Annotated in this window: 18 protein-coding genes; 13 read left to right on the top strand and 5 right to left on the bottom strand. The window is 41.0% G+C overall.

Translation table 11 applies throughout. The features are described from left to right. Positions 1-26: 26 nt before the first annotated feature. Entirely contained in the window at positions 27-377 is a 351-nt protein-coding gene (locus tag ICV01_RS06025; RefSeq protein ID WP_215286594.1) for a DUF3147 family protein, read from the bottom strand. A gap of 5 nt (positions 378-382) precedes the next feature. After that, positions 383-637 (bottom strand): hypothetical protein, encoded by a 255-nt coding sequence (locus tag ICV01_RS06020; RefSeq protein ID WP_215286593.1) that lies wholly within the window; start codon positions 635-637, stop codon positions 383-385. Positions 638-763: 126 nt separating this feature from the next. On the opposite strand from ICV01_RS06020, the gene ICV01_RS06015 reads away from it, so the two are divergent. Continuing rightward, positions 764-1,444 carry a Crp/Fnr family transcriptional regulator gene (locus ICV01_RS06015; protein ID WP_215286592.1) on the top strand — a complete coding sequence of 227 codons (681 nt, stop codon included), beginning with the start codon at positions 764-766 and terminating at the stop codon, positions 1,442-1,444. Between the two features lie 18 nt (positions 1,445-1,462). On the opposite strand, the gene ICV01_RS06010 is transcribed toward ICV01_RS06015, so the two are convergent. Both ICV01_RS06010 and ICV01_RS06005 read right to left on the bottom strand, forming a co-directional pair. Next, positions 1,463-1,894 (bottom strand): PaaI family thioesterase, encoded by a 432-nt coding sequence (locus ICV01_RS06010; RefSeq protein WP_215286591.1) that lies wholly within the window; start codon positions 1,892-1,894, stop codon positions 1,463-1,465. An 8-nt stretch (positions 1,895-1,902) separates the two neighbouring features. Further along, positions 1,903-3,249 (bottom strand): acetyl-CoA hydrolase/transferase family protein, encoded by a 1,347-nt coding sequence (locus ICV01_RS06005; RefSeq protein WP_215286590.1) that lies wholly within the window; start codon positions 3,247-3,249, stop codon positions 1,903-1,905. Between the two features lie 182 nt (positions 3,250-3,431). Here ICV01_RS06005 and ICV01_RS06000 point away from each other — a divergent pair, with 182 nt between their 5' ends. Both ICV01_RS06000 and ICV01_RS05995 read left to right on the top strand, forming a co-directional pair. Next, entirely contained in the window at positions 3,432-3,842 is a 411-nt protein-coding gene (locus ICV01_RS06000) for a DoxX family protein (RefSeq protein WP_215286589.1), read from the top strand. Positions 3,843-3,879: 37 nt separating this feature from the next. Continuing rightward, the gene (locus tag ICV01_RS05995; RefSeq protein WP_215286588.1) at positions 3,880-4,752 is read left to right on the top strand and encodes a pirin family protein; all 873 of its coding nucleotides are present in this window, start codon (positions 3,880-3,882) and stop codon (positions 4,750-4,752) included. Between the two features lie 26 nt (positions 4,753-4,778). On the opposite strand, the gene ICV01_RS05990 is transcribed toward ICV01_RS05995, so the two are convergent. After that, positions 4,779-5,783, bottom strand: a complete 1,005-nt coding sequence (locus tag ICV01_RS05990) for an AraC family transcriptional regulator (RefSeq protein WP_215286587.1) — start codon at positions 5,781-5,783, stop codon at positions 4,779-4,781. Between the two features lie 83 nt (positions 5,784-5,866). Between ICV01_RS05990 and ICV01_RS05985 the strand changes: the two genes are divergently transcribed. The 10 genes from ICV01_RS05985 (at position 5,867) to ICV01_RS05940 (ending at position 12,944) form a co-directional block, all read left to right on the top strand. Beyond that, positions 5,867-6,004, top strand: a complete 138-nt coding sequence (locus ICV01_RS05985) for a hypothetical protein (RefSeq protein ID WP_215286586.1) — start codon at positions 5,867-5,869, stop codon at positions 6,002-6,004. Between the two features lie 45 nt (positions 6,005-6,049). Then, positions 6,050-6,547: a styrene-oxide isomerase StyC gene (gene styC, locus ICV01_RS05980; RefSeq protein WP_251369325.1), complete on the top strand. Its 498-nt coding sequence runs from the start codon at positions 6,050-6,052 to the stop codon at positions 6,545-6,547. 24 nt (positions 6,548-6,571) lie between these two features. After that, positions 6,572-8,074 carry a YHS domain-containing protein gene (locus ICV01_RS05975; protein WP_215286585.1) on the top strand — a complete coding sequence of 501 codons (1,503 nt, stop codon included), beginning with the start codon at positions 6,572-6,574 and terminating at the stop codon, positions 8,072-8,074. Positions 8,075-8,085: 11 nt separating this feature from the next. Next, complete coding sequence (locus tag ICV01_RS05970) at positions 8,086-8,337, top strand: toluene-4-monooxygenase system B family protein (protein ID WP_215286584.1); 252 nt, start codon at positions 8,086-8,088, stop codon at positions 8,335-8,337. Positions 8,338-8,340: 3 nt separating this feature from the next. Beyond that, positions 8,341-8,676, top strand: a complete 336-nt coding sequence (locus ICV01_RS05965) for a Rieske 2Fe-2S domain-containing protein (protein ID WP_215286583.1) — start codon at positions 8,341-8,343, stop codon at positions 8,674-8,676. 17 nt (positions 8,677-8,693) lie between these two features. Next, complete coding sequence (locus ICV01_RS05960) at positions 8,694-8,987, top strand: MmoB/DmpM family protein (protein WP_215286582.1); 294 nt, start codon at positions 8,694-8,696, stop codon at positions 8,985-8,987. An 18-nt stretch (positions 8,988-9,005) separates the two neighbouring features. After that, positions 9,006-9,992, top strand: coding sequence for an aromatic/alkene monooxygenase hydroxylase subunit beta (locus tag ICV01_RS05955; protein WP_215286581.1), 987 nt, complete (start codon positions 9,006-9,008; stop codon positions 9,990-9,992). 14 nt (positions 9,993-10,006) lie between these two features. After that, entirely contained in the window at positions 10,007-11,026 is a 1,020-nt protein-coding gene (locus ICV01_RS05950; protein ID WP_215286580.1) for a 2Fe-2S iron-sulfur cluster-binding protein, read from the top strand. Between the two features lie 30 nt (positions 11,027-11,056). After that, positions 11,057-12,355 carry a DUF1329 domain-containing protein gene (locus ICV01_RS05945; RefSeq protein WP_215286579.1) on the top strand — a complete coding sequence of 433 codons (1,299 nt, stop codon included), beginning with the start codon at positions 11,057-11,059 and terminating at the stop codon, positions 12,353-12,355. 175 nt (positions 12,356-12,530) lie between these two features. Further along, the gene (locus ICV01_RS05940) at positions 12,531-12,944 is read left to right on the top strand and encodes a GFA family protein (RefSeq protein ID WP_215286578.1); all 414 of its coding nucleotides are present in this window, start codon (positions 12,531-12,533) and stop codon (positions 12,942-12,944) included. Positions 12,945-12,983 lie beyond the last annotated feature (39 nt).

The raw sequence follows: 12,983 nt of genomic DNA, 5'->3' as shown, positions 1-12,983 counted from the left end.
GAAAACCACCCCAAAGGGTGGTTTTTTTATATCAGCTGAATGCCAAAATTTTTCAGGATGAGTGCGAATAGACCAAAGCAGATAATAGTCAGGGTCATGCTGGCACCTAAGGTTAGCCAAAAGCCTATTTTGGGTAAAAGATAGGGAAATAATAAAAACATAGGTAGGGTAGGAATGACATACCAAAAGGTGTAGTAGGCATGATTGGCTATTTTTTCATCACTTTGATTTTCAATAAAAAGCCAAGTGAGCGTTAAGAGAGTCATTAGCGGAAGGGCTGCAATAAACCCACCTAACTTATCGCTACGCTTGGCAACTTCAGAGATGAAAACAACCATGCCTGCTGTTAATAGGTATTTAGTAATAATCCAAGTCATAGAGCTTATTTAGTGAAATATCGTTTAATGAAATAAAACACGGCACCATAAAAACAGCCAATGGCAAAAGTAATGCCAATCAAGCCAAATGCAAGCAAGATGTCAAATGGCTGAACTTGGAATGGTGAGTTGAGCATATGTAGCTTAAAAACAATATCCATCAGGGGTTGAGCCCAGCCTATAGCCACCAACAAAGCCCAAAACATATGAAAGCTAGCTAAACATAGCCCGCCGACGATAGATGTGCGAAATAAATTCATAAAATACTCCTTGTGGGATGTCTTTATATTAAGCCTATGAAGGGTTTATAGCAATTGACCAAAAAATGATTGCTGTTACAGTTTCGATAGCTATCCATATCAACCACCACCTATAGATCATTATTAATGAGCGATAAAGTAGTTTCCTTTCTTGAAAGATGTACGTGGTATTCATCCTTAGATGCTCATCATGCTCATTTAATTGTTTCTAATGCCACATCTAAACTTATTAAGAAACAAGAGATTTTCTTTAAAAGAGGAGATCAGCCCTTGTCTTGGTGTGGTGTGATGAGTGGTTTAGTGAGGGTTAGCTCATCAAATTTGGATGGTAAGGTTTTTAGCTATGGTGGGTTGATCGAGGGAGGGTGGTTTAATGAAACCCCCATTTTAAAAAATTCACAACTGCAATATGAAGCCACGGCTTTGCGTGATACCGAGATTGTTTTAATTCCTAGCCATGTATTTAATACATTGGTTAAAGAGAGTTTGCCTTTCAATCATTACTTGGTGAATTTCTTAAATCAACGAGTGATTGCTTATTCATCATCTTTAAGAAATCAAAGAACCGCAACGGTGGAACTCAGCATAGCTAAAAATTTGGCAGCCATATTTAACCCAGTCTTTTACATGGGGGATAGAAAGGCTGTAGATTTGTCTCAGGAAGAAATTGGCTATTTATGTGGTATTTCAAGGCAACGCGTCAACGTCGCCATGAAAAAGTTAATTGAGTTGGGATTGGTTAAGAGTGGTTATAGAACGGTTGAAATCATTGACTATGATGGTTTGAGATTTTTCTCTAACGATTAATCTACCGATTCTTAAAAATTATTTTTCTGGTTTCCCGTGCATAAACATGATGGTTTGTTGCATCAAAGCGCATAGCGTTGATTGACCATTTTTAATTGCAAATACCTCTCCTTTGGTGATGCAAAGGGTGCGGCCAGATTTAACAACTTCACCTCGAGCAATTAGTTTTTCACCATCAGCTGGCCTTAGCATATTGATTTTGTATTCTACGGAAAGAATGGATGCATCTGCTGGGGCTACCGTCATGGCTGCATAACCAGCAGCGCTATCCACAATCATCCCAACAACGCCAGCATGCACATAACCATGCTGTTGTTCGATGCCTTCCCAGTGAGGTATGTGAATCTCAATCAGGTTTTCTTCAATAACTGGAAGCGTCGCTTTAATGAGATGCATAGCATTTTGTTTAGCAAAGCTATCTTGGATACGTTGGATTAGATCAGTATTCATATATGTAATTAAGCAATTTTGTTAGATTGACGCCAAATACCTAGGTTATTAGCTTCTTGAATGAGTTGCTCTCTAAAGTCTGGGTGAGCAATGTTAATTAAAGCTTCAGCTCGTTCCCAAGTGGATTTGGATTTAAGTTGTGCGATACCAAATTCAGTAACAACATAATGAACGATGGATCTTGGGCAGGTAACGATAGTTCCAGGAGATAGTGTGGGCACAATACGTGAACCAACTGTGCCATCTTTCTTGGTGAACGTGGAGTTAATGCAAATAAGACCTTTACCGCCTTCAGATCGGTAGGCTCCCATGATGAAATCCAGTTGCCCACCAGTTCCAGATATTTGGCGAGCGCCAGAGGCTTCGCTAGCTACTTGTGAGAATAGATCGACCTCAATGGCATTATTAATAGCGACTACTTTAGGGTTCTGCCCAATGACATAGGGGTCATTGGTATAGGAGACGGGGAAGATTGATGCGACTGGGTTGTTATCCAAAAAGTCGTAGAGTTTTTTAGACCCAAGAGCAAATGTGTAAACCATTTTTTCTTTATCAATGGATTTGTTCTTGCCTGTAATTCGTCCTGCCTCATACATATCAACATAAGAATCAGCCAACATCTCAGTATGGACACCTAAATCTTTAAGGTCACTGTTGGCAATCATCGATCCCACAATATTAGGCAGGCCGCCAATACCTAGTTGAATCGTAGAACCATCCTCAATCAAACTCATCACCTGTTTCGCAATGCTGTAATCCGCTTCACTGGCTGGAATTTCTGGTAATTGCACGAGTGGTGTGTTCGGGCCCTCGATGACATGGTTAACTTTTGAGATGTGGATTGCTTCATCTAAGCCACCTAGACATTTAGGTGCATGGACATTAACTTCTACAATCACTTTTTTGCCCTTACGGCAGTAAGCTGGCGTCATCGAGCAACTGGTTGAGAAATTAAAGAATCCATTTTTATCCATGGGCGCTACCTGTATCACAACGATATCTGGATCCTCGTACAAGCCAATATTTTGAGGGGCTTGGTGATAGCAGAGAGGGATATAACTCGCTAAACCTTTCTCCCCAAATTTTCGACCTAAGCCAGAAAAATGCCAGTCATTCCAAATAAAAGATTCTCTTTTGGGATCAGCTTCTACGCACTTCATGGGTTTTACGCGTGTAGTTGTTACAAGAATCACATCTTTAAGTTCATTTTTTCTTAAAGCTAAAGCAGCTTCAAATGCCTCTACACCTTGCGTGAATTCACCTAAAAATATCTTGTGGCCAGATTTAACTAAAGTCGCGGCTTGCTCAGCGGAGATGAGTTTTTGTTGGTAGGCTTGTTCTAGAGGCATGGCCATGCTTATTTCCTTAATAGATATTTAATTCGTATTGGCAAGGTTAAAAATTACTTCCAACATATATAAACACACATTAAATCATGTGTATATGCGATATAACCCCATATTATTCAGGGGATTGCAATTAGTTCTAACTCGTACTAAAATAGTACTAACTAAAACTAAATGAAAAGGAAAATCAAATGAAACAAACTCAAAATGCATTAAATCTAGTTGGTCGTTTATTGGTAGTCGCTTTATTTTTGCCGGCCGGCTTGTCAAAAATTACAGGTTTTGCCGCAACCGTCGGTTATTTCGGTTTCTTGGGTATTCCTGCGCCGACATTGGCTGCAATTGTTACGATTGCAGTGGAAGTATTGGGAAGTATTGCTTTGTTGGTAGGTTACCAAACAAGAGTAACTGCGATTGTATTAGCTATCTTCACCTTGGCAGCCTCTATTGCAGGTCATGCTTTTTGGGCAGCGCCAGCAGATCAAGCGTTTGTAGCACAATTATTATTCTTTAAGAATGTGGCTGTGATTGGTGGCTTGTTGGTGTTAGCTTCAGCTGGTGCAGGTCAGTGGAGCGTTGATGGTAAGAGCGCTGCTAAATAAGTTATAAGAATTTAATCGTAAGAATGTTGGAGTGGAAATGAAAAAAGTAATTGGTGTGCAAGGTAATAATCAAGGCCATTGGGTTGGTGATGGTTTCCCAGTGCGCACATTATTTTTTTATCAAAACTTGGGTCGACAAATGAGCCCATTTTTGATGCTTGACTATGCAGGTCCAGAGACATTTCCTTCCACAACTGCTAGACGAGGTGTTGGTTCTCATCCTCACCGTGGTTTTGAAACAGTGACCATTATTTATGAGGGGGAGGTGACTCATAAAGACTCTACTGGCGAGGGCGGTACGATTGGTCCTGGTGATGTGCAATGGATGACTGCAGGTTCAGGCGTGTTGCATGAGGAGTTTCATTCAGATCGCTTTGCTAAAGAAGGTGGCGTTCTAGATATGGTTCAGTTGTGGGTCAATTTGCCTGCAAAAGACAAAATGACTCAACCAGCTTATCAAGCTATTTTGGATAAAGAGATTCCAGTGATTGATTTAGGGGATTCATTAGGTAAGGCGCGTGTGATTGCTGGTTCTTATCAAGGACATCAGGGACCCGCTAATACCTTTACACCCATGCATGTGGTGGATATCAAGTTGAAAAAAGGGGCTGTATTAGATATACCAGCTCCTGAAGGATGGAATACGTCTTTAGTAGTTTTAAAGGGGGCGGTTCAATCGGGAGAGGTTAGTCAAGAAGTGGTTGCAACGGATGCGCGTTTCTTGATGTTTAGTCAGGATGGCGAAGGTATTCAAGTGAAGGCTTTAGAGGATTCAGTAGTACTTTTGTTAAGTGGCGAACCCATTGATGAGCCGATTGTTGGTTATGGCCCATTTGTTATGAATACGAAGCAAGAAATCACTCAAGCCATTGACGATTTTAATCAAGGCGCCTTTGGCAGCATGCCATAACGACTAAAGTTATAAGCGAGAGGTGCTTATCCTTTTAAGGTTGTTGAGGGGTATTCGCCAAATTTGGCGTAATAAGATTCGCTGAAATGACTTAAATGTAGGAAACCCCAACGTAATGCCACGTCTGTGACTGTGGCATTTGTTTTTTCTAATCTTGCAACCGTCAAGTCTTTTTTAACTAAATCGAGCCTCAAATTTTTTAAAAAGTTTTTTGGGCTATCGCTTCTATATTTTTGAAAACCTGTATGTAGTGTTTTTAGGCTAATGCCGGCATGATTGGCGACATCTTGAAGCGTAATGGCTTCTGAAGCTTTATCTAGCATGTATTCCTCAGCTTTCTTGATGTACTGAGGCGTAATGATTTTTTCAGGTGTTAGTAGTTCTTGGGTATATTGGTTCTTTTGATTCAGCAGTAAAGAACTAACAAGTAGTTGCTCTAATTGCTTGGTAATGATGGGGTAAAGTTTAGCGGACTCGGAAATAAATGGATTAGTCGCTAAAAGGTGAATGATGCTCTGATACATATCATTACCTTTAGCCATCTCCAGTGCTGATGCAAATTTCACATCATTTTTGATTGGATGGCCTAGCAAGGTTTCACAAGTTCTTTCAATAAGAGCTTTATTAATTCTGATAATTAATTGATTGCAGTTTTCACCCCATTTCATGGAAAGAGGGTCGCTTGTATTAATGAGCGCTGCTACATTTTTATGAGCCTCAACCACACCATCTTCAACAGAGGCATGCATGACTCCAGTCATGGGCAACATAATCAATAAAAATTTTTCAAATGGGTCGCAAGTGATATTGACGCCAGCTCCATATCCCAAGGTATTAACCGAGGTGTTATCTAGCTGAAGGTGATTCATATCTGCACTTAAGTGCTGCTGTTGCCCAAGCACTTTTAGATTGTGGGGGACGAAAACTCCGCCAACTTTATGGCGCACCTCATCGACTTCGTCACCGCTGTGAAAAAGTGGATATTTATCTAACCATTGGGTTAGGTGGTTGAGTTCATTCGTTTTCAGCATTTTTTAATGATTTTTGCGCTGACCGATAGTTTCGGGACTTTTAAATAATATCGATATTAGGGTAAGTATTGATTAGGGTAACTATGAATAAAGCACTTAAAAATCAGCAGTTTTATTGGGGTATTCCTCTAGGATTTTTATCTATTTTTTTAAAAGTTCACTTCAAGGATATCGCCTACACGCTAGGGATAGGATTGGTATTTGATTCCATGAATGATTGACCCAAATCAAAGCTTATTTAGATGTAATTGATATAGGAGTCAATCTTGCAATTTAGCCCAACGGTTAAACCAATTCAACGAATCATGATCGGCCACGGCCTATTGATGATGTTCGTGGCATTAGCAATGGGACTTGTGTTGTGGGTGTCTTTGTTGGGTGGTTTTGAAATCTACCCAGGTTATATCTTGAATTTCAATTTACCTGGCACGCCTGAAGCATGGGCAAGAGCTCATCGCGGCATTCCTATGAATTCTTTAATGGTGATTGCGTTCGCGTTTGCCATTGGTGGATTAGGTTTTTCTGCCAAGGTTGAGAACTTGCTTGCCAAACTCTTCATTTTCACAGGTTGGGCGAACACAATTTTTTATGTGGCATCTAACTTTTCTCAAAACCGTGGTTTGAGTTTTGGAGATAACCGTTTTGGAGCTGGCGATTTGTTTTCCGTGATCGCTTTAGCGCCTGCTTATGTTTTTGGAGTGCTCAGCATGGGCGCGATTTTGTATGTCGCTATTAAGTGCTTAGCTGGTAATCAGAAAAATTAATTGAAAGTAACTGAGGGAGTAAATATGTCAAAACTTGATCGATCATTATGGTATGACGTGGCTAGAGATACCTGCTGGACACCTACATATGTGAAACAGGAAGAATTATTTCCGGATCAAATGTGCGGTGCCATGGGAATTTCTCCTGAGGCTTGGACTGCTTACGATGAGCCTTATAAGCAAACATACCCTGAGTATGTAAAAGTTCAGCGTGAAAAGGATGCCGGTGCTTATTCAGTTAAGGCTGCATTAGAGCGAAGCAGTATTTATGAGAATGCTGCGCCATCATGGCAGTCTGTTCTTAAATTGCACTATGGTGCGGTACCTCGTGCTGAATTCTCAGCAGGTAGCGCGGAAGCTCGTATGGCTCGCTTTGGTCCGGCGCCTGGTATGCGCAACATGGCCACGATGGGTGCCATGGATGAGACTAGACATGGTCAGATTCAGTTGTATTTCCCACATGAGCATGTGAATAAATCACGTCAGTTTGACTGGGCTCATAAGAGTATGGATACCAACCAGTGGGCTGCTATTGCTGCGCGTCATTACTTTGATGACATTATGGTGACGCGTGATGCTGTCAGCGTGGCAATTATGTTGACGTTTGGTTTTGAAACTGGCTTTACTAATATGCAGTTCCTAGGTTTGGCTGCTGATGCTGCGGAGAATGGTGACTTCACTTTCTCAAGTTTGATTTCTAGTATTCAGACAGATGAATCTCGTCACGCTCAAATCGGCGGTGCTGCATTAAAGGTTCTTTTAGCTAACGGCAAAAAAGAAGAAGCACAGAAGAAGTTAGATATTGCTTTCTGGCGCTCATGGCGTTTATTCAGTGTCTTGACTGGCCCAGCGATGGACTATTACACACCGCTAGAACACAGAAAGTCTTCATTCAAAGAATTTATGAATGAATTCATTATTAATCAATTTATTAGAAATATTGAAGACCTCGGTTTAGAGAAGCCATGGTATTGGGATATCTTCCTCGAAGAGATTGAAACAACACATCACTCTATGCAGATGGGCTTGTACTTCTGGAGACCAACTTTATGGTGGAACGCAGCTGCCGGTATGAGTCCAGAGGAGCGTGACTGGTTGGAAGAGAAATATCCTGGATGGAATGATAAGTGGGGTCAATGCTGGGATCAGATTGTTGAAAATATGGTCGATGGCAAGATGGAGATGACTTATCCAGAAACATTGCCATATGTCTGCAATATGAGCCAATTACCAATCGTTGGTGTTCCTGGCAAGGGTTGGAATGTTAAAGATTTCCCATTGGAATATAAGGGTCGTCTCTATCACTTTGGGTCTGAACCAGATCGTTGGTGTTTTGAGCAAGATCCTGAGCGTTATGCAGGTCATCAAACATTGGTTGACCGATTCTTGGATGGCAAGGTTCAACCACCAAATCTAGCAGGGGCATTGGCTTACATGAGTCTAGCTCCAGGTGAGATTGGTGATGATGCCGATAACTATAGCTGGGTTGAAGGATATAAATCCGCCCAATTCAAAAAAGCTGTTTAAGAGGAGGGTGTATGGCTTTATTTCCTTTATGTTGCAACTTTGAAGGTGACTTTGTGTTGCAGTTAGTGCCAGTTGACACAGATAACACAATGGATCAAGTAGCAGCTGCGGCTGCTCACCATTCTGTTGGGCGTCGCGTGAAAAATCAACCTAATAAAACTTTGCGTATTAGACGTCCAGGGGGCAGCTTTTTTGCTCGAGATATGAAGGTTGCCGACAGTGGTTTGAAACCAACTGAATGTATTGAAATTATTTGGGAATAAAAGATGGCGTTTAAAAAAGTTTGTTCCGTTGAGGATATCTGGGAAGGTGAGATGGACTCTTTTGATGTTGACGGTAAAGAAGTTTTACTGGTCTGCAAAGATGGTGGTGAGTTCACTGCATTTCAGGGAGTTTGTCCCCACCAAGATATACCCTTAGTTGAAGGAAAGTTCGATGGCAAGATTATTACTTGTAGAGCACATCTTTGGACATTTGATGTTTGCTCGGGTAAGGGCATTAATCCTTCAGATTGCGCATTGGCTGAGTATCCCGTGAAGATTGAAGGCGAGGATGTTTATGTTGATGTTGAAGGTATTGAACCTTTATTTGCTCACACTTAAAAGATTAGGTTACTTATATGTCAGAAATGAATAACAGTGTTGGACCAGTTATGCGCTCAGGGGATTTAGCTTTTGCAGTGGCTGAGGCGGCTGAAGAGGATAACCCTGGTAAAGAAATCAGAGTTGATGACAAGCGCGCTTATTTGCGCATTGAAACAGACGGCGAAATGATTCTTAGAAGAGAAACCATTGAGCGTGCATTGGGTCGCCCATTTGCGATGAATGATTTAGAAGTTGACTTGAGTTCTTTTGCTGGGCAAATCGAGACTTTGCCTGATGCGATTCGCTTCTATTTCAATAAAAAAGTTTGATTTGATAAGGATAAATATATGTCAAACGTAGAAATGTTAAAGCCACTAAAGACCTGGAGCCATTTGAGCACCAGAAGAAGAAAGCCTAGCGAGTATGAGGTTGTAACAACTCGTTTGCATTACCACGACCGTGATCCAAATGCACCGTATGAGCAAGATCCGCATACATTCATGAATGAGTGGTACAAGAAAAATACCTACGGTAGCGCATTAAAACATGATGACTGGAATGCATTCCGTGATCCTGATGAAGTTGTGTATAGAACATACAACATGATGCAAGATGGTCAAGAAACTTATGTTTATGGTTTATTTGAACAGTTTGCTAAGCGTGAACACGATAAATCTTTCGAGCCTGGCTGGGTAGGGACATTAGGTCTACGTTATGCGCCAGCCCGTTATCTATTCCATACATTGCAAATGGCATCTGCTTATTTGGGGCAAATGGCGCCGGCCAGCACGATTACCGTATGCGGCTTCTTCCAGATGGCAGACTCATTCCGTTGGTTAACTCACACAGCTTATCGAACTAAAGAACTTGAATTGGCCAATCCTGATAAAGGGTTCACAAAAAATGAGCGTGCCTATTGGGAGAAAGAACCAATATGGCAAGGTTATCGTGAATTAATGGAAAAAGTGCTTGTGACATGGGATTGGGCTGAAGCTTTTGTTGCTCTCAATCTTGTGGCTAAACCAGCTATTGAAGAAGGTATTTTGAGAAATCTAAGCGATTCTGCAAGACACAATGGCGATGAGTTATTGGCTTTGTTATGTGATGCGCAAATGATTGATGCAAATCGTCATCGTCGTTGGTCAGAAGCCTTGGTCAAGATGGCCTTGGAGAATGAATCTAATCGTGCTGTTATTCAGGGTTGGATTAACAAATGGGAACCTTTGGCAGATAAGGCTATTGATGCTTATTGCAGTGGCTTACCAGATGTACCTGATGCTGCTGAAGATGCTAAAGAAGCGGTTCGCTCTTATAGAAAATCATTAGGATTTTGATTAAAGAGTTATCAATGACTTCTCAGCAAATCAATATCAACGGCGAAAAAGAGGTGGCATGCCAACACAGTGATGACACTGTGTTGTTGGCTTCTCTTAGGGTTGGCGTTGGTTTTCCTTATGAGTGCAACGCGGGTGCTTGCGGTAGTTGTAAATATGAGTTGTTGGATGGTGAGATTGCCTCGCTATGTGATAACCCTCCTGCTTTGACTGCTAGAGATATCCGAAAGAATATTCATTTAGCTTGTCAAACTCGACCGCTAACAGATATTTCCATTAAGACTCGGTTGTCTAATGAGTATGTTCCTTCAATTAGTACTACTCGAATAAAAGCCAAATTTTTTGATTCATTTGATGTGACTCACGATATTAAAGAGTTTGTTTTTTTATCCGATCAACCTGCTGATTTTCAACCAGGGCAGTACGCGTTGTTATCTTTCCCAAGTCTAGGAATTAAGCGCGCTTATTCCATGTCTAACTTGCCTAATAGCAAGGGGGAGTGGAGATTTCAAATTAGAAAAGTGCCTAATGGGAAGAGCACTGATTTCTTATTCAATCACATTTCTCAAGCGGATGTGATTGAGATTGATGCGCCATACGGCATGGCTTATGTGCGTGATAACGCTAGAAATATTGTCTGCGTAGCAGGCGGCTCCGGCTTGGCGCCAATGGTTTCAATTGCTAAAGGTGCTTCTCAGCAAGGCTTGTTAAAAGATAAAACATTGCACTTCTTTTATGGCGGTAGAAGCTATAGAGATGTGGGTGTTGAATCGCAAATTTCTGATTTGCCTGAATTTGGCACGCAAATCTTCTTCCACCCAGTGGTCTCTGATATGTCGGAGGATAACTTAAAGCACTGGTCTGGTGAATTTGGTTTTGTTCATGAATCAGTTGAGAAGAAGTTAGGCGAAGGAATTAAAGGATATGAGTTTTATTTTGCAGGGCCACCACCGATGACTAAGAGCTTGCAAGAAACCTTGATGCTGAAACATCAAGTGCCTTTTGAGCAAATTCATTTTGATCGTTTTTTCTGATATTTATTAACAACAAGTAGGGGGGGATGTATGAAGCCACTAATTAAAGGGACCTTGCTATTAGCATTAGTTTCTAATTTGGCATTTGCTGTAACCAATGAAGATATTGAAGCTTCATTTAATCCTTATAAAAAAGGATTGCCAACTATTCCTGGATTTACTCCTGGAATGGTTATTAACAAATCTAACGTTAATAACTTTAAAGACTATCTTGACGCTGCAACATTTGCATTAGTGTCAGATGGTTCATTAGAGTTATCAACTGAGCAGCCTCATTCCGTGGCTTTGCACCCTAACTATGTGGCTGCAACGCAAAAGAATGCTAATAACGTGAAGTTAGGTTCTGCTCAAGGAACGATTGAAGGTTATGTGGCTGGTCGACCATTCCCTATGAATCCTCAGAAGAATGACCCAAGAGCTGGTGAAAAATTAGCGTTTAACTATAAGTACTCACAAGTAGTGGGTGATAGTGGACGTATTTTCCCGTTCTACTGGACTTATATCGATTACAAGACTGGTAAGAAAGAGAAACGTGTTGAGTTTGACTTTAACTTCATCAGTTTGAAGCACAGAACAACGCAAGCCCCAACTGAAGATTTAACGCCTAACCCATCAAATATTTATAGAAATATTTATTTGAAAGTATTGGCGCCACAAGATTTGAAAAATACTCAGTTATTGATTCAACGCTTTGATGATGATACTAAGCAAGATGACTCATTCTTGTACCTTGGTTTCCAACGTCGTGTTCGTCGCTTGCCAACAGGTCAGACAACTGACTCATTCTTGGGCTCTGATTTGATGATTGAAGACTTCGAGGGCTATAACGGTCGCGTGTTGGATGCTGAATGGAAATATGTTGAGTCTAAAGTGATGTTGACGCATTTCTATCGCCATAGCGAGTTGAAAGATACAGAAGCTAAAGACTCTGATGGTTATGGCATGGCAACATTTGGCGGTAAAAATGGTTGTTTTGCTAATGCACCATGGAGCCCGCGTTTGGTACACGTTTTAGAGTCAGTTCCAACTAATAAATCTAGCCCAATTGGCAAACGTGTGATGTATATGGATGCTCAAACATCGATTTTCCCGATGATTCTGATTTACGACAAAAAAGGCTCATTGTGGAAACGTTGGGACGTAGGTTTCAGTGACTCTGCTTACCACGCGCCACAAAATAAAAATGCAGGTATCGCCATTTATACGACAGCTTCTATGTTGGATACACAGAATCAACATTGCACAGCTTTACAGTTAAAGATGGTGAGTGATCCTAAGTTGAATCCTCCAAGCATGTTCAATGTTCAATACATGAGGGGTGGAGATTAATTAAGAAATTGTTTTGTAAGAGCGTTTATTTCGTTTTCACTCTTACATTCAATCACCTCGAGTGCTCTTAACGAGGTAGTGGTCTCATTAATACGGGAAATGAGATCAGTTGTAACCCCCTCTCTTCGCGGAAAAGGAGAGGGGGATTTTTTTTGAATACTTAAAGGTAATAAATATGGCGCGCTATAAATTATCTGGTGGATGTGCTTGCGGCAATATCCATTATGACTTTGATGGAGAGTTGGCCATGGCAGTTCATTGCCATTGTAGAGATTGCCAAAGATCCAGTGGTTCTGGTTCGGCTGCAATTTTCGCGGCTAATCGAAATGACATTCAACTAACAGGTAAAACTTCTTCCTATCAATATACGGGAGATAGTGGTGAGGCAGTAGTGAGGCATTTTTGCCCCAATTGCGGCTCTCCATTGTTTAGTGATGTGAAAACTCTGCCTGATTTGATGTTTATGAGAATTGCTAGTCTTGATGATCCTTCCCAAATTAGACCTAGCATGCATATTTATTGTGATAGTTCTCAGGTTTGGGATAGGCCGAATGATCCTTTGCCAAAGTTCGGGAAAATGCCTAGTTAATGGGGTGAGTAAATTGCTTTAATATGATGCCCTTAACTA

The sequence above is a fragment of the Polynucleobacter sp. MWH-Spelu-300-X4 genome, from assembly GCF_018687515.1.
Classification (GTDB): domain Bacteria; phylum Pseudomonadota; class Gammaproteobacteria; order Burkholderiales; family Burkholderiaceae; genus Polynucleobacter.
This window is presented reverse-complemented; position numbering and strand designations above follow the sequence as displayed.

Bases quoted from the DNA above. Each gene is read 5' to 3' on its own strand.
- ICV01_RS06025 (WP_215286594.1), bottom strand. From the start codon at position 377: ATGACTTGGATTATTACTAAATACCTATTAACAGCAGGCATGGTTGTT.
- ICV01_RS06020 (WP_215286593.1), bottom strand. From the start codon at position 637: ATGAATTTATTTCGCACATCTATCGTCGGCGGGCTATGTTTAGCTAGC.
- ICV01_RS06015 (WP_215286592.1), top strand. From the start codon at position 764: ATGAGCGATAAAGTAGTTTCCTTTCTTGAAAGATGTACGTGGTATTCA.
- ICV01_RS06010 (WP_215286591.1), bottom strand. From the start codon at position 1,894: ATGAATACTGATCTAATCCAACGTATCCAAGATAGCTTTGCTAAACAA.
- ICV01_RS06005 (WP_215286590.1), bottom strand. From the start codon at position 3,249: ATGGCCATGCCTCTAGAACAAGCCTACCAACAAAAACTCATCTCCGCT.
- ICV01_RS06000 (WP_215286589.1), top strand. From the start codon at position 3,432: ATGAAACAAACTCAAAATGCATTAAATCTAGTTGGTCGTTTATTGGTA.
- ICV01_RS05995 (WP_215286588.1), top strand. From the start codon at position 3,880: ATGAAAAAAGTAATTGGTGTGCAAGGTAATAATCAAGGCCATTGGGTT.
- ICV01_RS05990 (WP_215286587.1), bottom strand. From the start codon at position 5,783: ATGCTGAAAACGAATGAACTCAACCACCTAACCCAATGGTTAGATAAA.
- ICV01_RS05985 (WP_215286586.1), top strand. From the start codon at position 5,867: ATGAATAAAGCACTTAAAAATCAGCAGTTTTATTGGGGTATTCCTCTA.
- ICV01_RS05975 (WP_215286585.1), top strand. From the start codon at position 6,572: ATGTCAAAACTTGATCGATCATTATGGTATGACGTGGCTAGAGATACC.
- ICV01_RS05970 (WP_215286584.1), top strand. From the start codon at position 8,086: ATGGCTTTATTTCCTTTATGTTGCAACTTTGAAGGTGACTTTGTGTTG.
- ICV01_RS05965 (WP_215286583.1), top strand. From the start codon at position 8,341: ATGGCGTTTAAAAAAGTTTGTTCCGTTGAGGATATCTGGGAAGGTGAG.
- ICV01_RS05960 (WP_215286582.1), top strand. From the start codon at position 8,694: ATGTCAGAAATGAATAACAGTGTTGGACCAGTTATGCGCTCAGGGGAT.
- ICV01_RS05955 (WP_215286581.1), top strand. From the start codon at position 9,006: ATGTCAAACGTAGAAATGTTAAAGCCACTAAAGACCTGGAGCCATTTG.
- ICV01_RS05950 (WP_215286580.1), top strand. From the start codon at position 10,007: ATGACTTCTCAGCAAATCAATATCAACGGCGAAAAAGAGGTGGCATGC.
- ICV01_RS05945 (WP_215286579.1), top strand. From the start codon at position 11,057: ATGAAGCCACTAATTAAAGGGACCTTGCTATTAGCATTAGTTTCTAAT.
- ICV01_RS05940 (WP_215286578.1), top strand. From the start codon at position 12,531: ATGGCGCGCTATAAATTATCTGGTGGATGTGCTTGCGGCAATATCCAT.